Source organism: Streptomyces sp. RK62 (genome assembly GCF_018070255.1).
Taxonomy (GTDB): Bacteria; Actinomycetota; Actinomycetes; order Streptomycetales; family Streptomycetaceae; genus Streptomyces; species Streptomyces nigra.
Genome location: NZ_JAGPYD010000007.1, coordinates 374,762 through 399,443 on the forward strand (window position 1 = coordinate 374,762; position 24,682 = coordinate 399,443).

The 24,682-nt window shown below is 70.2% G+C and carries 22 protein-coding genes; 14 read left to right on the forward strand and 8 right to left on the reverse strand.

Annotated features, from left to right (window positions below; all coding sequences use genetic code 11):
- Positions 1-25: 25 nt before the first annotated feature.
- Together KBY32_RS16325 and metG are read right to left on the reverse strand one after the other, a co-directional pair.
- Positions 26-760 (reverse strand): hypothetical protein, encoded by a 735-nt coding sequence (locus tag KBY32_RS16325; protein WP_210980549.1) that lies wholly within the window; start codon positions 758-760, stop codon positions 26-28.
- A 257-nt stretch (positions 761-1,017) separates the two neighbouring features.
- Positions 1,018-2,640, reverse strand: coding sequence for a methionine--tRNA ligase (gene metG / locus KBY32_RS16330; RefSeq protein ID WP_210980550.1), 1,623 nt, complete (start codon positions 2,638-2,640; stop codon positions 1,018-1,020).
- Between the two features lie 516 nt (positions 2,641-3,156).
- Here metG and KBY32_RS16335 point away from each other — a divergent pair.
- The 3 genes from KBY32_RS16335 to KBY32_RS16345 all read left to right on the forward strand — a co-directional run bounded on the left by KBY32_RS16335 (position 3,157) and on the right by KBY32_RS16345 (position 4,714).
- Positions 3,157-3,378, forward strand: a complete 222-nt coding sequence (locus KBY32_RS16335) for a hypothetical protein (RefSeq protein ID WP_055621205.1) — start codon at positions 3,157-3,159, stop codon at positions 3,376-3,378.
- Positions 3,379-3,394: 16 nt separating this feature from the next.
- Positions 3,395-3,736, forward strand: a complete 342-nt coding sequence (locus KBY32_RS16340; protein WP_199835407.1) for a hypothetical protein — start codon at positions 3,395-3,397, stop codon at positions 3,734-3,736.
- A gap of 210 nt (positions 3,737-3,946) precedes the next feature.
- Positions 3,947-4,714 carry a polysaccharide deacetylase family protein gene (locus tag KBY32_RS16345; protein ID WP_210980551.1) on the forward strand — a complete coding sequence of 256 codons (768 nt, stop codon included), beginning with the start codon at positions 3,947-3,949 and terminating at the stop codon, positions 4,712-4,714.
- A gap of 22 nt (positions 4,715-4,736) precedes the next feature.
- Here the strand turns inward: KBY32_RS16345 and KBY32_RS16350 are convergent, their stop codons facing one another.
- Positions 4,737-5,567, reverse strand: coding sequence for an alpha/beta fold hydrolase (locus KBY32_RS16350; RefSeq protein ID WP_210980552.1), 831 nt, complete (start codon positions 5,565-5,567; stop codon positions 4,737-4,739).
- A 188-nt stretch (positions 5,568-5,755) separates the two neighbouring features.
- Here KBY32_RS16350 and KBY32_RS16355 point away from each other — a divergent pair, with 188 nt between their 5' ends.
- Positions 5,756-6,640 carry a DUF72 domain-containing protein gene (locus KBY32_RS16355; RefSeq protein ID WP_210980553.1) on the forward strand — a complete coding sequence of 295 codons (885 nt, stop codon included), beginning with the start codon at positions 5,756-5,758 and terminating at the stop codon, positions 6,638-6,640.
- A gap of 32 nt (positions 6,641-6,672) precedes the next feature.
- On the opposite strand, the gene KBY32_RS16360 is transcribed toward KBY32_RS16355, so the two are convergent.
- Complete coding sequence (locus KBY32_RS16360) at positions 6,673-7,953, reverse strand: FG-GAP repeat domain-containing protein (RefSeq protein WP_374224947.1); 1,281 nt, start codon at positions 7,951-7,953, stop codon at positions 6,673-6,675.
- 244 nt (positions 7,954-8,197) lie between these two features.
- Here KBY32_RS16360 and KBY32_RS16365 point away from each other — a divergent pair, with 244 nt between their 5' ends.
- Together KBY32_RS16365 and KBY32_RS16370 are read left to right on the forward strand one after the other, a co-directional pair.
- Positions 8,198-8,863 (forward strand): DUF5701 family protein, encoded by a 666-nt coding sequence (locus KBY32_RS16365; protein ID WP_210980555.1) that lies wholly within the window; start codon positions 8,198-8,200, stop codon positions 8,861-8,863.
- 361 nt (positions 8,864-9,224) lie between these two features.
- On the forward strand, positions 9,225-9,917 hold the full coding sequence (locus tag KBY32_RS16370) for a DUF2637 domain-containing protein (RefSeq protein ID WP_055621212.1): 693 nt from the start codon (positions 9,225-9,227) through the stop codon (positions 9,915-9,917).
- A 41-nt stretch (positions 9,918-9,958) separates the two neighbouring features.
- Here the strand turns inward: KBY32_RS16370 and KBY32_RS16375 are convergent, their stop codons facing one another.
- Entirely contained in the window at positions 9,959-10,249 is a 291-nt protein-coding gene (locus KBY32_RS16375; RefSeq protein WP_210980556.1) for a zinc-ribbon domain-containing protein, read from the reverse strand.
- Between the two features lie 104 nt (positions 10,250-10,353).
- The gene (locus KBY32_RS16380; protein ID WP_210980557.1) at positions 10,354-12,648 is read right to left on the reverse strand and encodes a (Fe-S)-binding protein; all 2,295 of its coding nucleotides are present in this window, start codon (positions 12,646-12,648) and stop codon (positions 10,354-10,356) included.
- Positions 12,649-12,908: 260 nt separating this feature from the next.
- On the opposite strand from KBY32_RS16380, the gene KBY32_RS16385 reads away from it, so the two are divergent.
- From KBY32_RS16385 to KBY32_RS16405, 5 genes are all read left to right on the forward strand, one after another.
- Positions 12,909-13,973: an MraY family glycosyltransferase gene (locus KBY32_RS16385; protein ID WP_210980558.1), complete on the forward strand. Its 1,065-nt coding sequence runs from the start codon at positions 12,909-12,911 to the stop codon at positions 13,971-13,973.
- A 94-nt stretch (positions 13,974-14,067) separates the two neighbouring features.
- Positions 14,068-15,912, forward strand: a complete 1,845-nt coding sequence (gene dnaK, locus KBY32_RS16390) for a molecular chaperone DnaK (RefSeq protein WP_055621216.1) — start codon at positions 14,068-14,070, stop codon at positions 15,910-15,912.
- Entirely contained in the window at positions 15,912-16,556 is a 645-nt protein-coding gene (gene grpE, locus KBY32_RS16395; protein WP_210980559.1) for a nucleotide exchange factor GrpE, read from the forward strand. The genes dnaK and grpE overlap by 1 nt, the downstream gene beginning before the upstream one ends.
- A 33-nt stretch (positions 16,557-16,589) precedes the next feature.
- The gene (dnaJ, locus tag KBY32_RS16400) at positions 16,590-17,771 is read left to right on the forward strand and encodes a molecular chaperone DnaJ (protein WP_055621218.1); all 1,182 of its coding nucleotides are present in this window, start codon (positions 16,590-16,592) and stop codon (positions 17,769-17,771) included.
- Positions 17,772-17,776: 5 nt separating this feature from the next.
- A complete protein-coding gene (locus KBY32_RS16405) occupies positions 17,777-18,223 on the forward strand; it encodes a heat shock protein transcriptional repressor HspR (RefSeq protein WP_055621219.1) in 447 nt (148 codons plus the stop codon).
- 205 nt (positions 18,224-18,428) lie between these two features.
- Here KBY32_RS16405 and KBY32_RS16410 read toward each other — a convergent pair whose 3' ends face one another.
- Entirely contained in the window at positions 18,429-20,144 is a 1,716-nt protein-coding gene (locus KBY32_RS16410; RefSeq protein WP_210980560.1) for a PA14 domain-containing protein, read from the reverse strand.
- A 304-nt stretch (positions 20,145-20,448) separates the two neighbouring features.
- On the opposite strand from KBY32_RS16410, the gene KBY32_RS16415 reads away from it, so the two are divergent.
- Both KBY32_RS16415 and KBY32_RS16420 read left to right on the forward strand, forming a co-directional pair.
- Entirely contained in the window at positions 20,449-21,576 is a 1,128-nt protein-coding gene (locus tag KBY32_RS16415; protein ID WP_210980561.1) for a sugar ABC transporter substrate-binding protein, read from the forward strand.
- Between the two features lie 333 nt (positions 21,577-21,909).
- Positions 21,910-22,971, forward strand: coding sequence for a helix-turn-helix transcriptional regulator (locus KBY32_RS16420; RefSeq protein WP_055621221.1), 1,062 nt, complete (start codon positions 21,910-21,912; stop codon positions 22,969-22,971).
- On the opposite strand, the gene KBY32_RS16425 is transcribed toward KBY32_RS16420, so the two are convergent.
- Entirely contained in the window at positions 22,950-23,909 is a 960-nt protein-coding gene (locus KBY32_RS16425; protein WP_234350822.1) for a helix-turn-helix transcriptional regulator, read from the reverse strand. The two genes, KBY32_RS16420 and KBY32_RS16425, sit on opposite strands and share 22 nt — an antisense overlap.
- A 373-nt stretch (positions 23,910-24,282) precedes the next feature.
- Here KBY32_RS16425 and KBY32_RS16430 point away from each other — a divergent pair, with 373 nt between their 5' ends.
- The gene (locus KBY32_RS16430; protein WP_055621224.1) at positions 24,283-24,618 is read left to right on the forward strand and encodes a hypothetical protein; all 336 of its coding nucleotides are present in this window, start codon (positions 24,283-24,285) and stop codon (positions 24,616-24,618) included.
- Positions 24,619-24,682 lie beyond the last annotated feature (64 nt).

Consider the following 24,682-nt stretch of genomic DNA (forward strand, 5'->3'; position numbering starts at 1 on the left):
CGCCCGATCGCCGCAATCGCCGCTTTCACGCGGTGCCGGTGTCCCCGGCCCCGCCCGGCGCCGGCCCCTCCCCGTCCAGCGCCGCCCCGATCTCCCGCAACCGCCCTTCCGGCAGTGCGAAGGGGTTGCCCGGGTTGCGGTAGGAGTGCCCGCCGTCGTTGATCGAGACACCGTCCCTGCGGCGCCAGTGGGCGGGCCCCCACTGCCCCTGGTGCTCCAGCAGCATGCGCGCCACTTCGGCGGGCTCCTCGATCGTGGTCAGCGCGTCGAGCGCGGCCGTGAGCGGGGAAGCCGCGTCATCGGGCAGGCCCGCGTCGCCGAGGGTGGGAAAGAGAAGCAGCAGCCGGGCATCGGCATCGGTGACGCCCGTCGACACCGACTGACCGGCCACGCCCGCGAGTTCGTGCCAGGCCATCCCCGGCCCCATGAAGTGACCGTCGTCCACGGCGAGCGTCTCGGCGCTCGGCCAGGACGGATGATGGACCAGATAGTCCACGCCCCACTCCCCGTCGAGGTTGCGGTAGACGACGTACAGGATGTGGCCCGAGCGCAACGGCACGCTGAACACGGGCCACTCGTGGTCGGCGGACAGGGTGCGGTACAGCTCCATGGCCGCGTCCCAGTCGGCACCGAACGCGGCCTCCTCGGCGGCCTCGCCCCGCAGGCAACTGCCGAGGTGCACCGGCCAGAAGAGGGGATCGTCCAGGTAGGCGTGCCCGTCGGCCAGGGGGCCGTACTCGTATCCCGGTATCAGCGGCATACGGGGATCATGGCAGCCGGCTCGGACATCGGGCCCCGGCCGGCCGCCCCGCCCATCCTGCTACCCGCACTCCGCCGGACGCCTGGTGCACTTCAGCGCCTTCCGCGCATCCGCCGCCCCACTGCCCGCGTCGCTCGCCACGTCCGCCTTCAGCCCGGCCACCGCGGCGGAGCCGGCGGGCTCGCCGCGGGCGCTGGCCCACAGGTCGACGAGCCGGGTGCTGTCGTCGGCGAGAAAGCGGGGCTGTGCGGCCCGGCTCAGGCCCCCGGCTCCGCCTCCTCCAGCCGAGGGAACAGCGCCGTTCCCTTCACCACCCGCGTCCCGGCCGGCAGGCTTCCCCAGTCCCCGGCCGCCTGGATCCGCTGGTCCGCGAGCGGGCCCAGGGCGGGTTCCGCGCCCAGGGAGGTCCACAGCCGCCGCGACGTCTCCGGCATCACCGGGTGCAGCAGGACCGCGAGCGCGCGGAGCGACTCCGCGGCGGTGCAGAGGATCGTCGCGAGCCGGGCCCGGCCCGCCGGGCTGTCGTCCTTGGCCACCTTCCACGGCTCCTGCTCGGTGAGGTAGCCGTTGACCTGCCGGACGAAGTCGAAGATCGCGGCGATGCCGCCCTGGAAATCCAGGTCCTCGCCGATCCTGCGGTCGGCCTGCGCGACCGTCCTGGTCAGGCCGGTGCGGATCGCCTGCTCGGCGTCGCCTTCGGCGGGGGAGGCGGGCAGCTCGCCGTCGAAGTAGCGGCCGATCATGGCCGTCACGCGCGAGGCCAGGTTGCCGTAGTCGTTGGCCAGCTCGCTGGTGTAGCGGGCGGAGAAGTCCTCCCAGGAGAACGCGCCGTCCTGGCCGAAGGCGATCGCGCGCAGGAAGTACCAGCGGTACGCGTCCACGCCGAAGTGCGAGGTCAGGTCCTGCGGCTTGATGCCGGTGAGGTTGGACTTGCTCATCTTCTCGCCGCCCACCAGCAGCCAGCCGTTGGCGACGATCCGGCCGGGCAGCGGCAGGCCGTTGGCCATGAGCATCGCGGGCCAGATGACCGCGTGGAAGCGCAGGATGTCCTTGCCGACCAGATGGACGTCCGCCGGGAACGTCGTCGCGAACTTGGCCGGGTTCTCGTTGTAGCCGGCCGCCGTCGCGTAGTTGAGGAGCGCGTCGACCCATACGTAGATGACGTGCCGGTCGTCCCACGGCACCGGGACGCCCCAGGAGAACGTCGAGCGGGAGATGGAGAGGTCCTGGAGGCCCTGCCGGACGAAATTCACGACCTCGTTGCGCGCGGACTCGGGCTGGATGAACTCCGGGTGGGCCTCGTAGTGGGCGAGCAGCCGCTCGGGGTAGTCGCTCAGCCTGAAGAAGTAGTTCTCCTCCTGGAGGAGCTCCACCGGCTTGCGGTGGATCGGGCAGAGCTTCTGGCCCGCGTACTCGCCCTCTCCGTCGAGGAGTTCGGCGGGGATCTTGAACTCCTCGCAGTGGACGCAGTACGGGCCCTCGTAGTCCGCCTTGTAGATCTCGCCGTTGTCGTACAGGTCCTGGACGAACTCCTGGACGCGGTCGGTGTGCCGGCGCTGCGTGGTGCGGATGAAGTCGTCGTGCGCGATCTCCAGGTGCCGCCACAGGGGCTGCCACGCCTCCTCGACGAGCCGGTCGCACCACTCCTGCGGGGAGACCCCGTGCGCGGTCGCGGTGCGCAGGATCTTCTGGCCGTGCTCGTCCGTGCCGGTGAGGAACCAGACCTTCTCCCCGCGCTGCCGGTGCCAGCGCGCGAGGACGTCGGCGGCGAGCGTCGTGTAGGCGTGGCCCAGGTGCGGGGCGTCGTTGACGTAGTAGATGGGGGTGGTGACGTAGTACGCCTTCTTCCCACCGGACTCGGGTCCCTCGGGCGGCTCCATGCCGGACAAGCCTAGTCGTCCTCTTGCTCCCTTCTTGGGGGGATATGCCCTCGGCGTGCCCCGTAGGCGGCGGAAGGGTCAACTACCGGCTGCGACACGGGAGTTACCCTGCCTCCCGGACGCAGTCACGGAAGAACGCCGAGGAGCTGCGCGACTGGGTCCGGCGGCACGGGGACGCCCGGCAGAAGGAGGCCGTCGGACTCGTTCGGCGGATCATCCGTGCGGGGGACGGGGAGAGCGTCATCCTCAGCCGTACAGGCGCCGGCCCCGGTACGGGACCCCCTCGCGACCGCCGGCGCGGTCGCCGAGGCGTTCGCCGCGTGGAAGGGTGCGGAGCAGGGTCGTGTGGCGGTGTACGACGTGTTCGGAAACCCCATGATCACCGCCCGTGCGTCCTGATCCGGCCGACGATATGGATTTGTGAAACCGCAGGTCAGGGGCGTACGTGACACCATCTGTGGCTTTCTTGTGCCCGGGGCCACAGCGGGCCGGGCGCCCGAAGGCGCATACTGAGCCATGACAAAGCCTCCGGCGCCGAAGCGTCATCTGCCCACCAGCCCCTTCAAGGCCCCGGTCGTGCCGGCTCCAAAACACTTCGCCATGGGCGATCAGGTCACCCATGATGTGTACGGCCTCGGCCGTGTGGTCGGCATCGAGGACGGGGTCGCGGCTCTTGTGGATTTCGGCTCCTCCCAGATGCGGATCGTGAGCCCGTACGCCAAGATGACCAAGCTCTAGTAGCCGCCGGTGCCCGGTGAGGCACCCCAGGTCCCGTCGTGGGACCTGCACGAAAGGCAGAACTCCCATCGAATCGACCACTTCGCTGTTCTCCGCCCTCGAAGGGCAGCCCCGCGCGGCCGGCGCGGCCTCTCCGCCTCCCACCACGACGCCCTTCCAGGCCCCCGACTTCGGGGACGACGAAGGTGTCTGGACCGAGGAGGACGAGGACGACCGGGAGGACGAGCTGATCGCCGCCCAGACCGCCCAGAACAGCCAGAGCGTCCAGAGCAGCCGCGGCGGCCAGAACAACCGCGGTGCCCAGAACAACCGGGGCGCCCAGCAGAACCGGGGCGCGCGACGCCGGCGCGCCGCCTGACGCACCCCACGCTCCGCGCCCCGCTCCCCACGGCCGCCTGAGCCCCCGTACGACGGCGCCGGGCCCTGCGCCCCGCCGAGTTGTCCCCGAACTCCTCCGGGATTGTCCGTGATCGGTAACGGACGGATCCCCGTGCCGCCGGCCCTCGTCATGCCATGTGGTCGTCAGTGACCGGGCATCGGCGAGGAACTGCGGGAGAGTGGGGCGGACATGGCACGGCACGGGGGCGGGCGGGGCTGGTACGGCAAGCTGATCGGGGCGGCGCTGGGCGTGACGATCCTGGCCACGGGGGCCTCGGTGTGGACCGCGCAGGCAGGGGCCACGGGCGGGGCGGCCCCCAAGGCGCCTGCGGCGGCGGAACGTGCCGTCGAGCCGGTCGCCGTGACCATCGCGCACGCCTCTGAAAAAGGGGCACGCGGCGTCAACATCACCATCGACGACGGCCCCGACCCCAACTGGACCCCGCAGGTCCTCGACGTGCTCCGCGAGCACGGGGTGAAGGCCACGTTCTGCATGGTCGGCACCCAGGCCAAGGCGTACCCGGACCTCGTGAAGAAGGTCGTCGCCGAGGGGCACCGGCTGTGCGACCACTCGGTGTCCCACGACACCGCCATGGACAAGAACTCCCAGACCTACCAGTCGCAGCAGATCCTGGACGCCGAGCGCATGATCACCGAGGCGTCCGGGGGCGTACGGCCCATGTACTACCGGGCGCCGGGCGGGGCGTTCACCCCGTACAGCCGCAAGCTCGCCGCCTCGCGCGGTATGCGGCCGCTGGGCTGGAACGTCGACACCAAGGACTTCGAACGGCCGGGCGCGGACGCCATCGTCGCCACCGTGCAGCGCGAGCTGGCCAACGGGCCGACGCTGCTGTTCCACGACGCCGGCGGCGACCGCTCCCAGACCGTCGAAGCCCTGCGCCGCGTCCTGCCGTGGCTCGCGGCACAGGGCTACACCTGCGGCTTCCCGGTGCGGTGACCCGCCCCGGAAGCCGTCGGCGTCAGGACCGGATGAACTCCAGGATGTCCGGGTTGAGGACGTCCGGGTGCGTCGTCAGCATCCCGTGCGGATAGCCCTCGTACGTCTTGAGCGTCGCGTTCTTCAGGAGCTTGGCCGACAGGGGGGCCGAGTCCTCGTACGGCACGATCTGGTCGTCGCTGCCGTGCATGACCAGCACCGGGACGTCGATCCGCTTCAGGTCCTCGGTGAAGTCCGTCTCGGAGAACGCCTTGATGCATTCGTAGTGGGCGTTGGCGGCGCCCATCATGCCCTGCCGCCACCAGTTGTCGATCAGTCCCTGCGAGACCTCGGCGCCGGGACGGTTGAAGCCGTAGAACGGCCCCGCCGGAACGTCGATGTAGAGCTGCGCCCGGTTGGCGGCGAGACCCTCGCGGAACCCGTCGAACACCTCGATCGGGGTGCCGCCGGGGTTGCTCTCCGACTTGACCATGATCGGCGGTACGGCGCCCGCCAGCACGGCCTTGGAGACCCTGCCGGGCTTGGCGCGGGCGACGTAGCGCGCGACCTCGCCGCCGCCCGTGGAGTGCCCGATGTGGACCGCGTCGCGCAGGTCGAGCGCGTCGGTGAGGGCGGCGACGTCGGCCGCGTACGTGTCCATGTCGTGGCCTTCGGAGGTCTGCGTCGACCGTCCGTGGCCGCGCCGGTCGTGTGCGATGACCCGGTAGCCGTGCGACAGGAAGAACAGCATCTGGTTGTCCCAGTCGTCGGCGCTCAACGGCCAGCCGTGGTGGAAGACGATCGGCTCCCCGTCACGTGGACCCCAGTCCTTGTAGAAGATCGTGGTGCCGTCGTCGGTGGTGACTGTACCCATCGTTGGTCCTCCGCTCGTCCGGGCGCGCCTTGGCCACAACAACGGGTGGGGGCACACCTGACCTGCGAGTTCGCGCCTGGGGCGCGTCGGATGTACGCGGACCAGACTACGCGCGGGCCCCGGAGGTCACATCCGCAGACGGATGGCCCGCACGTCTGGCCGCCGGGCGTTCGGGTAACCGCCGTCCCATGGGTGACATCCTGGTGGGCACGTGTTCGTGGACGGACCGGGCGCTGGTCGGCAGCGGCTGGTACCCGGTGGGGCGGCGGGACGCCGAGGGGCGGTTGCGGCACTACGCCGAGCGCTTCCCGGTGGTCGAGGTCGACGCCACGTACTACGCGCTGCCCGGGGAGCGGAACAGCGCCCTGTGGGCGGAGCGGACGCCGGACGGCTTCGTGTTCGACGTGAAGGCCTTCTCGCTGCTGACCGGGCATCCGACCCGGCCCGCCCTGATGCCGCGCGGCTGGCCGGCCGACGCACGGGACCCGCGCATCCTGGATGAGGTGTGGGCGCGGTTCACGGCCGGGATCGCGCCGCTGCGGCGGGCCGGGCGGCTGGGCGCGGTGCTGTTCCAGTTCCCCCCGTGGTTCCGGCCCGGGGCGCGCGCGGAGACGTTCCTGGAGCAGACCGCGCGGCGGACGCGGGGGTGGCCGGTGAGCGTGGAGTTCCGGCATCCGGCGTGGTGGCGAGGCGAACAGGCGGACGCCACGCGGGCGTTGCTCACCCGGCACGGGATGGCGGCGGTCGCCGTGGACATGACGCAGACGCTGCCCGCGTCCGTGCCGCCGGTCGCCCCGGTCACCTCGCCCAAGCTGTCGGTCGTACGGTTCCACGGCCGCAGCGCGCACTGGGGGACCGGCAGCAAGGAGGAACGCTTCCGGCACTGCTACGACGAGGACGAGCTCCGCGAGTGGCTGCCCCGGCTGGAGGCGCTGTCCGGCCGCGTGGAGGCCCTGCACGTGCTGTTCAACAACTGCTGCGGGGACGCGGCCGTACGGGCCGCCGAGGCCATGACACGGCTGCTGGGGAGCACGGAGAAGCAGGCGCAGGGCACCGGTACAGGCACCGCTTAGGTCACCGGCACCGCTCAGGGCACCGGCACCGCTCAGGGCACCAGGAACTCCGAGCTGGAGAACGTCACCGTCGGCTCGGCCGCCAGCAGGCCGTCCTTCGCCGGGCGGCCCGGATACACGGCCACCGTGTCCTTGGTCTCGCCGACATACGTCCGTACGACCAGGTCCGCCCGGTCGTCGCCGTCGAAGTCGCCGGTGGCCAGGACGCGCGTGGTGCCGCGGGCCGGCGGCTTGACGGTGACCATGCCGGCCGTGCGGAGTCCGCCGGAGCGGCCCGGGAAGACGCGCAACTGCGAGCCGCTGGACAGCAGTTCGCTCAGTCCGTCGCCGTCGAAGTCGGCCGCGTCCAGCATCGAGCCGGACGTGCCCAGCGACGCGCGGGCGGCGACGGCCGGGAGGTCGTAGCGCAGAGACGTTCCTCCCATCGCGCCGACCGCCGCGTCCAGGGCCTTGCCCCGCCCGAAGGCGCCGAGGGCGAGGTCGATCCCGGCGGGCAGGGTGACGCCCGTGCGGTTCGGGCCGTCGGGACCGCCGAGGACCACCGCGGACTTGCCGGAGCCCTCCGCCGTACGCACGATCAGGTCGTCGTAGCCGTCGCCGTCGACGTCGGCGGCCGGTCCCGTGGGGAGGTTGCCGGGCGAGGGCAGGGGCGCGCCGGCCGCGCGGGGGGCGCCGTCGCGGTCGAACGGGCCCCGCAGGAAGCTGAGCCGGCCGCCCGAGGCGTGCACGACGAGGTCCTGGGCGTCGTCGCCGTCGAAGTCCCCGCACACGGGCTGGTCGGGCCAGTCGTTGCCGATACGGGCCTTGTCGGGGACGGTCAGTTTGACGCCCTTGCCGGTCAGGCCGCCGGGCGAGCCGAAGAGGATCTGCAGCGGGACCGGCGGCCGGCCCTGGCCGTCGAACGGCGGGTCGGTGGAGACCACGAGGTCGGTGAAGCCGTCGTCGTCGAGGTCGCAGGTCGCCTCCGCGTCGAAGACGGCCGGCTGCTGCCCGTCGGTGGCGGCCGCGTTCCGCCGGGGTTCGAGCAACTGCCGGGCGCCGGGCGCGAGTCCGCGGGCGCTGCCGTAGACGATCCCGATGCCGGCGTCGTCGGTGTGCGCCTGCGCCTTCACCAGGTCGTTCAGGACGAGGTCGCGGTGCCCGTCCCCGTTGAAGTCGTCCGGGACCTTGCTGCCGTCTCCTCGCGGGACGGGGAGCTTGGCGGGGGCGTCGGCGACCCGCAGCGGGCTGGGCTCGGCCTTCGCGTCGTCGTGGGCGGTGGGGCCGCAGGCCGTCAGGGACAGGGCCGTGAGGGTGGCGAGGGTGCCGGTCACGGCCGCCGTACCCCACCCGCTTCGTCGCGCGCGCACCGCTCACCTCGTCATTACCAGGGACAACAACTGGGTAATGATGCACGCGTTCGAGAGGCGGCGACAGCCCTGGGTCCGGACGCGGTGGCGGGATGGACGGATGTGGCTTGAATACGCCCGAGTCGCGCCGCGTGCCGTCCGCGCGGGAACGCCCGTGCGAAGCGTTTCGTTGGTCCGGGGTCCACCCGTGACCACCTTGAGGAGAGCCGTGCCCGAGACCTCGTCCACCGCCGCCGTCACCGCCCTGCCGCCGCTCGCCGCGCAGGCGGAGCGCCTGATCGAGCTGGGCGTGCACGACCTCGCCAAGACCCCGGCCGATTCCCTGCGCGCCTTCGCCGGGCGGGCCGGGGACGCCCACCCCGGCGCCCTGCTCGCCGTGCACCCGGACCACGTCCCGGCCTCCGCGCTCGCGCCCCTGCTGCGCCGGCGCGACAAGCCCGGCTTCGTGGTCGTCGACATGCCCGACGTCGACGACTTCGCCCCCGTCGGCGTCGAACTCCCCGAGCGGCCCGAGGAGGGTCCTTTCTACCTCGTCACCGGTGTGGACCGGGGGGACGATCTGGCCAACTGGAGCCCCGAGGAGGCGCTGCCCGAACTCACCGGGCGGGGCCGTACGCCGCTGACCCTCACCGAGGGCCTGCACTGGGTGCTGCAGCAGCCGGCGGCCCTGGAGCGCGGCCGCTGCTTCATGACGATCGCCTCCCGGCTGCGCAAGGCCGACGGGACCTTCGACGCCCGCACCCCGGCGATCTGGATCAGCAACGGCACCGGCCGGGACGGCCGTGAGCGCAAGGACGCCCCGAAGGTCGGCTGGTGCTGGTGGGGGAACCGCCACACCTGGCTGGGCTTCGCCTCCACCGCCGGACGGGCCTGATCCCACACGGCGGACCGTGTGTGGAATTCGGCCATGATCCGCAAAGCAAAAGTGCCGTCTCCGATATTCCGAATTTCATCGGGCGGCGGCGGTCATGGGATATTCCATATCATCACCGTTGACGCATATTCCCCCGAATGCCAGATGTCCTGCCCTGGACGGCGCTCGTTAGGTGGGCGTGACTTGGCAGGAGAAACACGCAGCTGAGGAGTGCGCGCTTCGGACGCGTCAGGCAGCTGATCAGATCACTGCGGAGAGCATCACCTATTGCTCTGATCTGCTCGACGACTTCCTGAGAACCATCGGCCGGATGGAGCGTGAATATCTGCGAGCGGTGCGCGAAGGGGAGGGGTCGTAGGAAATGAGGACCGACTATGAGCCGGTGGGTGAGCAGCCTCATTACACCCAGCAGCTCGATATGCAGAACCTCTGGCAGCCGTCGGACGGAAGCATGTCGCCGGAGGCCTGGGACCTGGACGAGGAGCTGGCGCAGATGCTCGGCGCCGCCCGCGCCCCGGACCCGTCCCCGCCCCGTCAGGAGGCCGACCGCCGCCCCGCGCCCCGCCCGGTGCACCGCAAGCGGCCGCAGCCCGGAGCGCACTCGCTCACCAAGAACCCGAAGGTCCTCACCGTCTCGATCCTGGTCACCCTCATCACCCTGTGCGCGGTGACGATGCTCACCTGGTCCATCTCGTACTCGTACGACCAGCTCCGGACGATCGCGCTGCTCGTGGTGGCGCCCAAGCTGGCCCACTGGTGGCCGCTGACGGTCTACGGCCCGTGGCTGCTGGCGGGGCTGTCCATCCTGCGGGCGTCGGTCCAGCGCCGGACCGCCCGCAAGTCCTGGGCCGTCATGCTGATCGCCTCCGGCACCGCCGTGGCGCTGTGCATCGGGCAGTCGGCGCACTCGCTGCTGGCGATGGTGGTCGTGGGGATCCCGCCGATCACCGCCCTGGTGTGCTTCCGCGAGCTGATCGGGCAGTTCTCGTCCCGGCCCGGCCCCCGGCACGCCGCCGACGCGGTGGGCGCCCAGAAGCAGCCCCCGAAGGGGTAGGCCTCCGCCGGGGGTCCCGGAACCCGGTCCGCCGGGCTTCGTCAGGGCCGGTACGGCTGCCGCGGCTCGCCGTACGCCTGCTGACCGGGGCCCCCGGGGGTGGCCTGCACCAAAAGCTGGTCGGCCTGCTCCTGGGTGACCTTCTGCTCCGCGCCGCAGAACGTGCACTGTGTCGCGTACCGGGTGGAGACGGGGAAGAGCGGCACGAAGAACAGCGTGAACTTCGTGATCCGCTTCCTCAGCGCATGGGCCGAGGGGTTGCCGCACTGGCCGCACACCAGCGTCAGTATGGCGAGCTGGTAGAGGTAGCCCTTGGTGCCGAAGATGATCACGCGACGGTTCCTTTCGAACGGGTGCCCTCCTCCAGCCTGCCCCACGACGAAGCCCCCTGTCCCGTACGGGTCCAGGGGGCTTCGTCGTGTGCCTGAGCTCGCGGCTACTTCGCCGGGGCCGGCTCCGGCTCGTTCTCGGCTCCGGCCTCGCCCGCGGGCGGCTCGTCGTCCGTGACCGGCGTCTTGACCGACTCCAGCAGCAGCTGGGCGACGTCGACGACCTGGATGGACTCCTTGGCCTTGCCCTCGTTCTTCTTGCCGTTGACCGAGTCGGTCAGCATGACGAGGCAGAACGGGCAGGCGGTGGAGACGATGTCCGGGTTGGTGGAGAGGGCCTCGTCGACGCGCTCGTTGTTGATGCGCTTGCCGATCCGCTCCTCCATCCACATCCGGGCACCACCGGCGCCGCAGCAGAAGCCGCGCTCCTTGTGCCGGTGCATCTCCTCGTTCCGCAGACCCGGGACGCTGGCGATGATCTCGCGCGGCGGCGTGTAGATCTTGTTGTGCCGGCCCAGGTAGCACGGGTCGTGGTAGGTGATGATGCCCTCGACCGGGGTGACCGGGATCAGCTTGCCCTCGTCCACCAGGTGCTGGAGCAGCTGGGTGTGGTGGATGACCTCGTAGTCGCCGCCGATCTGCGGGTACTCGTTGCCGATCGTGTTGAGGCAGTGCGGGCAGGTGGCGACGATCTTCTTCGCCGACTTCGGCTTCTTCGACTCGGGCGTCACCTTGCCCTCGTCGTCCATCTCCTCGCCGAACGCCATGTTCAGGGCCATGACGTTCTCCATGCCGAGCTCCTGGAACAGGGGCTCGTTGCCGAGGCGGCGGGCGGAGTCACCGGTGCACTTCTCGTCGCCGCCCATGATCGCGAACTTGACGCCCGCGATGTGCAGCAGCTCGGCGAAGGCCTTGGTGGTCTTCTTGGCCCGGTCCTCCAGGGCGCCGGCGCAGCCGACCCAGTACAGGTACTCGACCTCGGTGAGGTCCTCGATGTCCTTGCCGACGACCGGGACCTCGAAGTCGACCTCCTTGAGCCACTCCAGGCGCTGCTTCTTCGCCAGGCCCCAGGGGTTGCCCTTCTTCTCCAGGTTCTTGAGCATCGTGCCCGCCTCGGACGGGAACGCCGACTCGATCATCACCTGGTAGCGGCGCATGTCGACGATGTGGTCGATGTGCTCGATGTCGACCGGGCACTGCTCGACACAGGCGCCGCAGGTGGTGCAGGACCACAGGACGTCCGGGTCGATGACGCCGTTCTCCTCGGCGGTGCCGATCAGCGGGCGCTCGGCCTCCGCGAGGGCGGCGGCGGGGACGTCCTTCAGCTGCTCCTCGGACGCCTTCTCCTCGCCCTCCATGGTCTTGCCGCCACCCGCGAGCAGGTAGGGCGCCTTGGCGTGCGCGTGGTCGCGCAGCGACATGATGAGGAGCTTCGGGGAGAGCGGCTTGCCGGTGTTCCAGGCGGGGCACTGCGACTGGCAGCGGCCGCACTCGGTGCAGGTGGAGAAGTCCAGCAGGCCCTTCCAGGAGAACTGCTCGACCTGGGAGACGCCGAAGACGTCGTCCTCGCCGGGGTCGCCGAAGTCGATCGGCTTGCCGCCGGAGGTCATCGCGGGCAGGGCGCCGAGCGCGGTCTCACCGGTGGCGTTGCGCTTGAACCAGATGTTCGGGAACGCCAGGAAGCGGTGCCAGGCGACACCCATGTTGGTGTTCAGCGAGACGACGATCATCCACACGAAGGACGTGCCGATCTTGATCATCGCGACGAAGTAGACGAGGTTCTGCAGCGTGGTGACGCTCAGCCCCTTGAAGGCCAGCACCAGCGGGTACGACGCGAAGTACGCCGGCTCGTAGCTGTCGACGTGGTGCAGCGCGCCCTCGAGGCCCCGCAGGACGTAGATCGCGAGGCCGATGGTGAGGATGACGTACTCGACGAAGTACGCCTGGCCCGCCTTGGAGCCGGCGAAGCGGGACTTGCGGCCGGGGCGGGACGGCAGGCTCAGCAGCCGGATCACGATGAGCACGGCGATGCCGAGGATCGTCATCAGGCCGATGAACTCGATGTACATCTCGAACGGCAGGAACGTGCCGATGACCGGCAGCGTCCAGTCGGCCTGGAAGAGCTGCCCGAACGCCTGGGCGAGGGTCGGCGGGAGCGTCAGGAAGCCGACCGCCACGAACCAGTGGGCGACGCCGACGATGCCCCAGCGGTTCATCCGGGTGTGGCCGAGGAACTCCTTCACGAGCGTGACGCTGCGCGCGTAGGGGTTGTCGGTGCGGCTGCCGGCCGGGACCGGCTGGCCGAGCTTGAAGTACCGGACGAACTGGCCGATGGCGCGTGCGAGCAGCGCAACGCCGACCACGGTCAGCACCAGCGACACGATGATCGCGGCGAGTTGCATTTCGGGGCTCCTCGGGCCTGCGAGGGGTGGTTCGAGGGGGTCCCTCGACATTACTGGCTACATTACTAAGCGGTAACTTATGCAGTCCTCTGAGACTACCCGCATCCTCCGCCGCACTGTAGCCAGGGGCGGGGTGATCTGGATCGCTGAGGCTTGCCTTAAGAACCGATCGGTTCCCGATCGGGAACCGATTGCGATCCGATCATGAACCGATCGTGTTATTCATCCCGAAATGGTATATACGGCACTAATCTAACTCCGTGCTCTACGGGATCACCGCCGCCACCACCGCGCTCCTGGTCACCGCCCTGCTGGCGGCGCTGCTCCGTCTGCCCGCTCTGCGGTTCGGCATTCTCGACCGGCGCCGACAGCGCCCATTGCCTCTGCTCGGCGGAGTGGCGGTCGCCTTGGTGACCTGCCTGGTCGCCGCCGCCGGGGAGTGGACCGGCTACGCCCGGCTGGGCTCCGAGACCATGCGGCTGCTGGTCGCCGCGGGCGCCGTCGCCCTGCTCGGGCTCGTCGCCGACGTACGGCGGGTGAAGGCGCGGTTCCTCGTCGGCGGTACGGCCGTCGCGGCGGCCTGCGTGGTGCCGTACGGGGACACGGGGTTCTGGCTGGGGGTGCCGGCCGTCGCCTGGATCGTCCTGGTCGCCGTCGGCTTCAAGGCGCTGGACCACGCCGACGCGCTCGCCGGCACCGTCGGGGTGCTCACCGCCTTCGGGGTGGGCGTCTGCGCGGCGGCCGAGGTGATGGACGAGCTGGCGGTGCTGCTGAGCGTGCTGGCCGCCGCCCTGACCGGCTTCCTGCTGCCGAACTGGCATCCCGCGCGGGTCGGGCTCGGCGCGACCGGCTCGCTCTTCGTCGGGTTCGTACTGGCGTCGTCGGCGGTGATCACCCGCGCCGGGCACGACCCGGCCGCCAGCGCCGGGGTCCTCTACGGGCTCTCCGCGCTCGCCGTCACCGATCTGGTCCTGGTCGCCGTCTCCCGCCGGCTGGCCGGACGGCCGCTGCTGCGGGGCGCGCCGGACCATCTGGCCCACCGGCTGCGCCGGGCCGGGCTGACCCCGCAGGGCACGACCGTCCTGCTGGGCGCCGTCGCGCTGCCCGGGGTGGTCGTCGGCGTCCTGGTGCATCTGGGGCGGCTCGGCGCGACGGCCGCGTGGTGGGTCGGGGCGGGGTCCGCCCTCGTCGTCCTCGCGCTGCTGCACATCAAGCCCTACGGCCCCAGGCGTCAACCTCGCGTGCCGGTGCAGGACTCCGTCCGTGCATCCCGGCGTATGGCATCCTCGCAGGTAGGCGCGCAGTTGCGTGTAAGGAACGGATAAGACTTGAGTGAGGTCGACTCAGCTCTGTTGACCCGTCGCGAGCCGTCATGCACACTTGAGTCCGTTCCACTCAAGTCAGCTGGAGGAATCAACCATGGCACGTGCGGTCGGCATCGACCTGGGCACGACTAACTCCGTCGTCAGCGTTCTGGAGGGCGGCGAGCCCACCGTCATCACCAACGCCGAGGGCGCCAGGACCACGCCGTCCGTCGTCGCCTTCGCCAAGAACGGCGAGGTGCTCGTCGGCGAGGTCGCCAAGCGTCAGGCGGTGACCAACGTGGACCGGACCATCCGTTCCGTGAAGCGTCACATGGGCACCGACTGGAAGATGGAGCTCGACGGGAAGCCCTTCAACCCGCAGCAGATCTCCGCCTTCATCCTCCAGAAGCTGAAGCGCGACGCCGAGTCGTACCTGGGCGAGAAGGTCACGGACGCGGTCATCACCGTCCCCGCCTACTTCAACGACTCCGAGCGCCAGGCGACGAAGGAGGCCGGCGAGATCGCCGGTCTGAACGTCCTGCGCATCGTCAACGAGCCCACCGCGGCCGCGCTGGCGTACGGCCTCGACAAGGACGACCAGACGATCCTCGTCTTCGACCTCGGTGGCGGCACCTTCGACGTGTCCCTCCTGGAGATCGGCGACGGCGTCGTCGAGGTGAAGGCCACCAACGGTGACAACCACCTCGGTGGTGACGACTGGGACCAGCGTGTCGTCGACTACCTGGTGAAGCAGTTCCAGTCCGGTCACGGCGTGGACCTGTCCAAGGACAAGATGGCTCTGCAGCGTCTGCGTGAGGCTGCGGAGAAGGCGAAGATCGAGCTGTCCTCGTCCACCGAGACCTCGATCAACCTGCCCTACATCACCGCCTCCGCCGAAGGCCCGCTGCACCTGGACGAGAAGCTCACCCGGGCTCAGTTCCAGCAGCTGACGGCCGACCTGCTGGAGCGCTGCAAGACCCCGTTCTTCAACGTCATGAAGGACGCCGGCGTCTCCATCAACGAGATCGACCACGTCGTCCTCGTCGGTGGCTCCACCCGTATGCCCGCCGTCGCCGAGCTCGTGAGGGAGCTGACCGGCGGCAAGGAGGCCAACAAGGGTGTGAACCCGGACGAGGTCGTCGCCATCGGCGCCTCGCTCCAGGCCGGTGTCCTCAAGGGTGAGGTCAAGGACGTCCTGCTCCTCGACGTGACCCCGCTGTCCCTCGGTATCGAGACCAAGGGCGGCATCATGACCAAGCTCATCGAGCGCAACACCACGATCCCGACCAAGCGGTCCGAGATCTTCACGACGGCCGAGGACAACCAGCCGTCCGTGCAGATCCAGGTCTACCAGGGCGAGCGCGAGATCGCGGCGTACAACAAGAAGCTCGGGATGTTCGAGCTGACCGGTCTGCCGCCGGCGCCGCGTGGCGTCCCGCAGATCGAGGTGTCCTTCGACATCGACGCCAACGGCATCATGCACGTGACCGCCAAGGACCTGGGCACGGGCAAGGAGCAGAAGATGACCGTCACCGGCGGCTCCTCGCTGCCGAAGGACGAGGTCAACCGGATGCGCGAAGAGGCCGAGAAGTACGCGGAGGAGGACCACGCCCGCCGCGAGGCCGCCGAGGCGCGCAACCAGGGCGAGCAGCTCGTCTACCAGACGGAGAAGTTCCTCAAGGACAACGAGGACAAGGTCCCGGCCGAGGTCAAGACCGAGGTCGAGTCCGCTGTCGAGGAGCTGAAGGCCGCGCTCAAGGGCGAGGACACCGCGGAGATCCGCACGGCCACCGAGAAGGTCGCCGCGGTCTCCCAGAAGGTCGGCCAGGCCATGTACGCCGACGCCCAGGCCGCCGGTGCCGGCGCCGAGGGTGCCGAGGCCGGTGGCGCCAAGGCCGCCGACGACGACGTGGTGGACGCCGAGATCGTGGACGACGAGCGTAAGGACGGTGCCGCGTAATGACGGAGGAGACCCCGGGCTTCGACGAGAAGCCCGACGTCCCCTCCGGCGCCACCCCTGACGACGCCGAGCCGAAGGCCGCCCCCCAGGAGGGGCCGGCCCCGGCCGGGGACGGACACGCAGACCCGGGCCTGGTGGCCCAGCTGGACCAGGTGCGCACCGCGCTCGGCGAGCGCACCGCGGACCTCCAGCGGCTCCAGGCCGAGTACCAGAACTACCGCCGCCGCGTGGAGCGGGACCGGATCACGGTCAAGGAGATCGCCGTCGCGAACCTCCTGACCGAGCTCCTGCCCGTGCTCGACGACATCGGCCGCGCGCGGGAACACGGCGAGCTCGTCGGCGGATTCAAGTCCGTCGCGGAGTCGCTGGAGACCGTCGCGGCGAAGATGGGCCTCCAGCAGTTCGGCAAGGAGGGCGAGCCCTTCGACCCGACGATCCACGAGGCGCTGATGCACAGCTACGCGCCGGACGTCACCGAGACGACCTGCGTCGCGATCCTCCAGCCGGGGTATCGCATCGGCGAACGCACCATCCGCCCCGCGCGGGTGGCCGTCGCCGAGCCCCAGCCGGGCGCGCAGACCGTCAAGGAGGAGTCCGCCGAGGCGGCCGACGACAAGGAGAGCGGTGGCCCGGACGAGGGCTGACGTTGAACCGATGAGGAAGGAGGGACGTCGAGGATGAGCACCAAGGACTTCATCGAGAAGGACTACTACAAGGTCCTCGGCGTCCCCAAGGACGCCACCGAGGCCGAGATCAAGAAGGCGTACCGGAAGCTCGCCCGCGAGTTCCACCCGGACGCCAACAAGGGCAACGCCAAGGCCGAGGAGCGTTTCAAGGAGATCTCCGAGGCCAACGACATCCTCGGCGACCCCAAGAAGCGCAAGGAGTACGACGAGGCCCGCGCCCTGTTCGGCAACGGCGGCTTCCGCCCGGGCCCGGGCGGCGCGGGCGGCTCGTTCAACTTCGACCTGAGCGACCTCTTCGGGGGCGCCCAGGGCGGCGGCCAGGCCGGAGCCGGCGGCTTCGGCGGCGGGCTGGGCGATGTCTTCGGCGGCCTGTTCAACCGGGGCGGGCCGGGGACGACCCGTACCCAGCCCCGGCGCGGCCAGGACATCGACACCGAGGTCAGCCTCAGCTTCACCGAGGCGATCGAGGGTGCGACGGTCCCGTTGCGGATGTCCTCCCAGTCGCCGTGCAAGGCGTGCGCCGGCACCGGCGACAAGAACGGCACCCCGCGTGTGTGCCCGACCTGTGTCGGCACCGGCCAGGTCGCCCGCGGCTCGGGCGGCGGCTTCTCGCTGACCGACCCGTGCCCGGACTGCAAGGGCCGGGGTCTGATCGCCGAGCACCCGTGCGCGGAGTGCAAGGGCAGCGGCCGGGCCAAGTCGTCCCGGACGATGCAGGTCCGCATCCCCGCCGGGGTGTCCGACGGGCAGCGCATCCGGCTGCGCGGCAAGGGCGCGCCCGGCGAGCGGGGCGGCCCCGCCGGTGACCTGTACGTCACCGTCCATGTCGACCCGCACCCGGTCTTCGGGCGCAAGGACGACAACCTGACGGTGACCGTCCCCGTGACGTTCGCGGAGGCGGCCCTCGGCGGGGAGGTCAGGGTCCCGACCCTGGGCGGACCCGCCGTGACCCTGAAGCTGCCGCCGGGCACGCCCAACGGGCGCACCATGCGGGCGCGGGGCAAGGGCGCGGTCCGCAAGGACGGCACCCGCGGGGACCTGCTGATCACCGTCGAGGTGAGTGTCCCGAAGGACGTGACGGGGAAGGCTCGTGAAGCGCTGGAGGCGTATCGCGAGGCGACCGCGGGCGAGGACCCGCGGGCGGAGCTGTTCCAGGCCGCGAAGGGAGCATGAGACAGATGGACGGTCGTCGGCGCAACCCGTATGAACTGACCGAGGAGACCCCGGTCTACGTCATCTCGGTGGCGGCCCAGCTGTCCGGCCTGCACCCGCAGACCCTCCGTCAGTACGACCGCCTCGGCCTGGTCTCCCCGGACCGCACGCCCGGGCGGGGCCGGCGCTACTCGGCCCGCGACATCGAACTGCTCCGCCAGGTGCAGCAGTTGTCGCAGGACGAGGGCATCAACCTGGCCGGCATCAAGCGCATCATCGAACTGGAGAACCAGGTCGCCGCGCTCCAGACCCGCGTCGCCGAACTGCAGTCGGCCCTGGACGGCGCGGCGGCGACGATGCGCCAGCGCGAGGCGGCGGTGCACGCGTCGTACCGCCGCGACCTGGTCCCGTACCAGGAGGTCCAGCAGACCAGCGCCCTGGTTGTCTGGCGCCCGAAACGCGCGAAGGACTAGCCCGGCCACGCACAGCCACGAAAACGGAAGAGGGGCCCGGAGATCTTCTCCGGGTCCCTTTTCGTGTGTGCTACGGCGTCACTCGTCGGGAGGCCCGGTGACGGGCTCGGTGACGGTGACGTACGAGAGCACGACGGCGTTGGCAGTCACCGCCGTCGCGCGTCTGGCTGGGTTCATGGGATCCGTTCGGTCCGTTCTCGCGCGGTCACTGGGCGGGGGCCGTGATGGCGTAGTCGCCCGTGGGGAGGGACTCCGTGCCGTCGGCGGCGACGGCGGTGACCCAGTAGTAGGACGTGGTGCCGCGCGCGGCGCCGGTGTCGAAGTAGTCCACGGCGCCCGGGTCGGCCTCGGCGATGCGCTCGTAGGCCGAGGCGGCGGGGTTCCAGCGGTAGACGCGGTAGCCGGCCGCCTGCTCGGGGGAGTCCTCGCCGAGGCCGTACCAGGTGAGCCGGTTGCCCTCGTCGCCCTCGGCGCCGGTGGCCTCCAGCGTGAGCGGGGAGCCCTCGGGCGTCTCGACGGACGGGGTGGTGTCCCGTTCCGTCGCCACCACGATCTGGGCGTCGCCGGTCCACTGGAAGGCGGAGTTCCCGGCGTCGTCCACGGCGTCGACGATGAAGCAGGACTCCTCGCCGTCCGGGAGCGTGGTGTAGGCGTACGACGTCGTGTCGGCCGACACGTAGTAGCCCGGGTAGAGGGAGCAGACCTGCTCCTCCTCGTCGCCCCACAGCTCGCCGCGGCGTACGACGTAGCTGCGCAGGTCGGGCGTCGGGTTGGCGTCCCAGCGCACCTCGAAGCCGTAGTCGGTCGGCGCGACCGTGACCCCGGTGACGAGGGAGGGCGGCGTCATGTCGCGGCGTTTGCCGCTGACGGGGGCGGAGCGCGCCGACTCGTTGCCGGCGGCGTCCAGCGACGTGACCCGGTAGTGGTACGTGGTGCCCTCGACGGCGGTCGTGTCGACGGAGGAGGCCTTGGAGGTGGTGGCGACCCGCGTGTACGTGCCGTCCGCGGTCGCGGCCCGGTAGAGGCGGTACGACGTGGCGCCGTCGACGGCCTTCCAGGCGACCAGCAGGCCATTTTCCTCGGACGAGGTGGTCAGCCCGGTGGGCGCGGCCGGCGCCGTCAGGTCCACGGTCGTCACCGGCTGGTCCGTCGAGCCCGTGCTCTCGTTGCCCGCCTTGTCCCTGGCGCGGACCTCGTAGTAGTAGGTCGCGCCCGTCTTCGGGAGGGTCGTGTCCGTGTACGAGGTGGAGGTGGTCGTCGCGAGGGGCGTGGCGGCGAACGAGGCGCCCTTCAGGCGGCGGTAGACGCGGTAGCCGGAGAGGTCCATCTCCTTGCTGGCGGTCCAGGTGAGTTTCGTCTTGCCGGTGGTGGTGTCGTAGACGGCTTTCGCGCCGGTGGGGGCGAGGGGTTTCGTCTTGTCCACCGAGGCGGTGGTGCGGGGGGTGTAGGTGAACTTCACCTTGGCGCTGCCGGTCCAGTTGACGTAGTCGACGCGCAGGGTGTGTGTGCCGGAGGGGATGGTGAGGTTCAGGGTCTTGGTGACCGTGGTGGAGGTGTTCTTCCACAGGTCGATCTTGCGGGTGCCGTCGACGTAGACACGGATGCCGTCGAGGGCGGAGGCGGTGAGGGTGAAGGGGCCGCCGGAGCCGAAGTCGCGGGTGACGCTCCAGCGGACGCCGAAGTTGTCCTTGGGCAGGCCGGTGATGGGGGCGCCGGTCCAGCTCTGGTCGATCGCGCTGTCGCAGTCCGTCTTCTTCGCGGTCCCGGAGAAGGACGTGTTCGCGAAGAACTGCCGTTTGAAGACCGGCGAGGTGCAGGTCACCGCGGCCGACGCCGGGGTGGCCGTGGTGAGCAGGGTGCCCGCGGTGGCGAGCGCGACCGTCGTCGCCGCGGCGGCGGTCGCGCGTCTGGCTGGGTTCATTCGATCCTCTGGTCGAGTACGGGACGGCGGTGCGAGCCGTCCTGAACAGGACTCATCACGAACGGGGTTGGTTGTACGGATTCCGCTACCGCCTCCGCTTGCCGGCCGTGTGGGATCCGGTGGAGGGGGTGTAACAGGTGAATCGCGAAGTTCCGCAATGTCTTTACATGATCGACGGAGCGTAGTGTTGCGCACTCGTTAAGTGGTTCCGCTTGACGCTGGGGGGCGTCGGCGCGTTGTCTTTTCAGACATTGGGGCGCAATGGAGCGCCCGTGTCCCGAAGGCACCAGAAGTGAGCTTCTCTATGCGTCCCTTGCGCTCTCTGCGCCGTACCGCCACCGCCGTGGCCGCCGCTTCCACGATGACCCTCGCGCTGGGCGCGTGCGGGGGGCTGGGGGTAACGGGCGACAGCAGTGAGGCGAGCCCGACCAAGGGCAACGACGTCACCGTGGGCCTGCTGCTGCCGGAGACCGCGAACACCCGGTACGACAAGTTCGACTACCCCATCATCAAGAAGAAGGTGGAGAGCCTCACCAGCCGGCAGGGCAAGGTCGTCTACCGCAACGCCGACGCGGACGCGAAGAAGCAGGAGGAGCAGCTCCAGCAGATGGTCGACGACCAGGTCGACGTCATCCTGCTGGACGCCGTGGACGCCCACGCCATCGCGGGCGGTGTCGAGAAGGCCAAGGACGCCGGTATCCCGGTCATCGCCTACGACCGTCTCGCCGAGGGCCCGATCGACGCCTACGTCTCCTTCGACAACGAGCTGGTCGGCGAGGTGCAGGCCCGCTCGCTGCTGGAGGCGATGGGCGACGTCGACTCGTCCGACAAGATCGTGATGATGAACGGCTCGCTCACCGACCCGAACGCCAAGCAGTTCAAGTCGGGCGCGCTCTCCGAGCTCAAGGGCACGGTGGACATAGCCAAGTCGTACGACACCAAGGACTGGAAGCCGGAGAACGCCCAGGCCAACATGACCGAGGCGCTCAACGAGATCGGCGTCGGCAACATCAAGGGCGTCTACTCCGCGAACGACGGCATGGCCTCCGGCGTCATCAAGGCCCTGGAGGCCGCGGGCGTGACCCAGCTGCCGCCCATCACCGGGCAGGACGCCGAACTGGACGCCGTGCAGCGCATCCTGTCCGGCGAGCAGTACATGAGCGTGTACAAGTCCTACCCGCACGAGGCCGAGAGCGCCGCCGAGATGGCCGTCGCCAAGGTCCAGGGCAAGGACATCCAGTTCGACTCCCTCACCCAGGACCAGGTCGACAGCCCCACCCACCAGGACATCCCGGCGCTGCTGGTCCCGGTGTCCGCCCTGACCAAGTCGAACATCGACAAGACGGTCCTGGCCGACGGCATCTACAAGCTGTCCGAGATCTGCACGGCCAAGTACAAGGCCGCGTGCCAGCAGGCGGGCCTCACCAAGTAGCCGTCGACGGACGAGCCAGGGGAGCCGCCGGGGCATCGTGCCCCGGCGGCTCCCGCGTTGTCCGGACCCCTCGGCGCACCCCATGGGCGGAAATCGGCCTGTGCGTGCCTACACGGCTGGAAACACTCCATCAGCTTGTTGCAGACCGGCGCCCCTGAGGGACGGAAATACCAGGATGTAACAGGATGTTGCGGCCCGGCGCGCGCCGGGAGCCGTGTTGCGGACCACGGCCCGTCCGCGCATAGTTGCGCTGCGGAAGCGCGAGCGAACCTCAGGCCCGCAGGGCCGGGCGCGGTACCGGCGCGCGAGGCGAGACCGGGGGTGGATGGAGCGATGGCCGGGCACGGGGAGCAGGAGCATCCCCATGGCGCCGACCGCCTGTGCGAGGCCGGGGACCGCGTGTACTCCCGGGCCGTCCGCCGCGGCCGGGTGTCCCGCCGGGACGCCGGACCGGTGCCCTGCCTGCTGGAGCTGGCGCTGCTGCACCCGGACCCCGACGACATGGACTGGCTGGTGCCGACCTCCCCGCAGGAGGTCATGACCCGGCTGCTGCGCGGGATGTACGACGAGGTCAGCACGGCCCAGCTGCGGATGGGCTCGGCGGTCGCGGCCTTCGAGCGGTACGCCGGACTCGCCCCGCTCCCCAGCCAGGCGTCCGGCGTCGAGGGCACCGCCCTGCGCATCCTCGACGGTGACGCGCGGATCCAGGCCGCGCTGGACGAGGCCACGCAGGCCTGCACCCGTGAGGTGCTGACCGTGCAGCCCGGCGGCATCCGGCCCGAGCACGAGCTGACGGAGGGTCTGCACCGGGCGATGGCGCTGCGCGGCCGGGGCGTGCGGATGCGCGACCTGTACACGCATGTGGCCCGGCACGGGCAGGGGCTGCTCAACTACCTGGAGCTGATGGGCGACGCGGTGGAGGCCCGCACCCTGGACGAGGTCATCGACCGGCTGATCCTCTTCGACCGCACGGTGGCCTTCATCCCGGCGAACACCGACCGCACGATGGCGCTTGAGCTGCGGCACCCGGCCCTCGTCAACTACCTGGTGACGGCGTTCGACCGGCTGTGGCGGCTGGCGATCCCGCTGACCGCCCCGATCCCCGACACCGGCTTCGAGGGCATCTCGCACCGGGAGCAGTCCATCGCCGCGCTGCTCGCCGAGGGGCATCAGGACGCGGTCATCGCGGAGCGGCTGGGCATCAGCGTGCGCACCTGCCGGGCGCACATCGCGCGGCTGTCGGAGACGCTGGGCGCGGCGAGCCGTACACAGCTGGGCGTGCGGATCGCGCAGGTCGGCCTCGACCGGGCGGCGCGCGCGGCGCAGATCCCCGCCCCGCAGCCGTTCGGGGTGCCGGCCGGGCGGGACGCGGCTCAGCTGCCTCCGGGCCGGTGATCCTCGTTCAGGATGCCGGACTGGGCGATGAGATAGCCGAGTTGGGCGCGGCTGCCGCTGCCGAGGGCGGTGGCCAGCTTGGCGATGTGGGCCCGGCAGGTGCGGACGTTCATCCCGAGCCGGCGCGCGATGGCCTCGTCGACATGGCCCTCCACCAGGAGCTTGGCGATGGTGTGCTGGATGTCGGTGATGCCGTCGGGGGCGGTCTCGTAGGGGGCGTGCTCGCTCAGCGGGACCGCGCGGCTCCACATGAACTCGAAGACCTTGATGAGGTAGCGGATCAGCCCGGGGTGCCGTAGCTCCAGGGCCACCTGCTGGTCGTCGCGGGTGGGGATGAAGGCGACCGACTCGTCGCAGATGATGAGGCGTTCGACGAGTTCGTCGATCGTGCGGTACTCGACCTTGCCGTCCGAGAGCTGGGCGACGTACGCCAGCTTGCCGGGGTTGTAGCGCACGGTGTGCTGGTAGAGGGTCCGGATGCGCACACCGCGCTCGATGAGCGGCCGGTCGCGCTCCAGGCCCTGCAGGAGGCTGCTCTCCGAGATACGGGTGCTGGGCTGGATGGTCAGCATCTCCGTCTGGCACTGGGCGGTGGCCAGGTTGAGGGCGGCGTTGATCCGCTCCCCGCCCTCCAGGACGGTGATCGAGTGGGTGCTTCCGGTGACCTGGGTGCTCAGGTCCATGAAGGGCTGGAGGGACTCGGTCAGCTCGACCGAGAGCCGGCGGCGCTCGGCGATCTCCCGTTCGATGGGATTGAGCCGTTGCGCGAGAGCCACGGAGGCCGGAAGGGGGATCAGCCAGTTCGCGTCGTCGGGGTCCGGATACAGCAGTGCGAACTCCATCAGACAGGGCGCGGACTCCACGTCCTCGCGGGCGATACGCCCTGCACGCAGCGCGTTCGCATAGAGACGGCTGCCTTGAGCGCACATCTCGGTCATCGCATGGGGATGTGTCGCTTTAGTCTGATTCGTTGCCAAATCTCCACCCCCCATGGTCCTGAACATGCAGGAACATGATGCACCGATCGTGTGGCCATGAAGTGCCCGAATGAGCCATCGTCTTACTCGACGGGGGAAGAGGGGACCTTCAAGTGAGGACGAAGCCGACTATGCGGAACAAAATGCTTCGCTCGATTCTTGTCGCCGCCTTCTCCGCCGTTGTGGCCGTCGGAGCCCTGAGTGGCCTTTCGGAAGCGAAGAGCGACTCGCGGGCGGACAGCAGCTGGCCCAGTGCGGCCCCGACTGTCGTGATCGCCGGGGACAGCTCCTGGCCGGCCATCGGTGTGAATGGCGGCAGTGTGCAGGAGTCGGCATGACCACCCCACCCGACGACCGGTCTTTCCGCAGGGAGATGGCGACCGCCTACCGCTCAGGGTGGCACTTCATCGACCTGGTCACCGCGATCCCCCACCCCGGTGACTCCCTGATGGTGACCGTCTTCGGCGAACCGGTGGTCGTCACGCGCGACGAGGACGAGGACGTGCGGGCCTACCGGTGTCTGCGGCGGCCTCGGGGGGCGCCGCAGCCCGTGCGGTGCGCCATCCGGTACGGAATGATCTTCGTCAACCTGGACCAGCGGGACCACCGTCTCGTGGAGCCGGAGACCCCGGCAGCAAGGACCATCTCAGCCACCCCCCGCAGTGCCTGACGCGATTCCCCCGTCGTAACAGATCGCTCAGGCGCTTCCCCCCGCAGCGGGGGGGCCCGGGACG

Bases quoted from the DNA above. Each gene is read 5' to 3' on its own strand.
- KBY32_RS16325 (WP_210980549.1), bottom strand. From the start codon at position 760: ATGCCGCTGATACCGGGATACGAGTACGGCCCCCTGGCCGACGGGCAC.
- dnaJ (WP_055621218.1), top strand. From the start codon at position 16,590: ATGAGCACCAAGGACTTCATCGAGAAGGACTACTACAAGGTCCTCGGC.
- KBY32_RS16370 (WP_055621212.1), top strand. From the start codon at position 9,225: ATGAGGACCGACTATGAGCCGGTGGGTGAGCAGCCTCATTACACCCAG.
- KBY32_RS16350 (WP_210980552.1), bottom strand. From the start codon at position 5,567: ATGGGTACAGTCACCACCGACGACGGCACCACGATCTTCTACAAGGAC.
- KBY32_RS16335 (WP_055621205.1), top strand. From the start codon at position 3,157: ATGACAAAGCCTCCGGCGCCGAAGCGTCATCTGCCCACCAGCCCCTTC.
- KBY32_RS16410 (WP_210980560.1), bottom strand. From the start codon at position 20,144: ATGAACCCAGCCAGACGCGCGACCGCCGCCGCGGCGACGACGGTCGCG.
- KBY32_RS16405 (WP_055621219.1), top strand. From the start codon at position 17,777: ATGGACGGTCGTCGGCGCAACCCGTATGAACTGACCGAGGAGACCCCG.
- grpE (WP_210980559.1), top strand. From the start codon at position 15,912: ATGACGGAGGAGACCCCGGGCTTCGACGAGAAGCCCGACGTCCCCTCC.
- KBY32_RS16420 (WP_055621221.1), top strand. From the start codon at position 21,910: ATGGCCGGGCACGGGGAGCAGGAGCATCCCCATGGCGCCGACCGCCTG.
- KBY32_RS16430 (WP_055621224.1), top strand. From the start codon at position 24,283: ATGACCACCCCACCCGACGACCGGTCTTTCCGCAGGGAGATGGCGACC.
- KBY32_RS16345 (WP_210980551.1), top strand. From the start codon at position 3,947: ATGGCACGGCACGGGGGCGGGCGGGGCTGGTACGGCAAGCTGATCGGG.
- dnaK (WP_055621216.1), top strand. From the start codon at position 14,068: ATGGCACGTGCGGTCGGCATCGACCTGGGCACGACTAACTCCGTCGTC.
- metG (WP_210980550.1), bottom strand. From the start codon at position 2,640: ATGGAGCCGCCCGAGGGACCCGAGTCCGGTGGGAAGAAGGCGTACTAC.
- KBY32_RS16355 (WP_210980553.1), top strand. From the start codon at position 5,756: ATGGGTGACATCCTGGTGGGCACGTGTTCGTGGACGGACCGGGCGCTG.
- KBY32_RS16425 (WP_234350822.1), bottom strand. From the start codon at position 23,909: ATGACCGAGATGTGCGCTCAAGGCAGCCGTCTCTATGCGAACGCGCTG.
- KBY32_RS16415 (WP_210980561.1), top strand. From the start codon at position 20,449: ATGCGTCCCTTGCGCTCTCTGCGCCGTACCGCCACCGCCGTGGCCGCC.
- KBY32_RS16380 (WP_210980557.1), bottom strand. From the start codon at position 12,648: ATGCAACTCGCCGCGATCATCGTGTCGCTGGTGCTGACCGTGGTCGGC.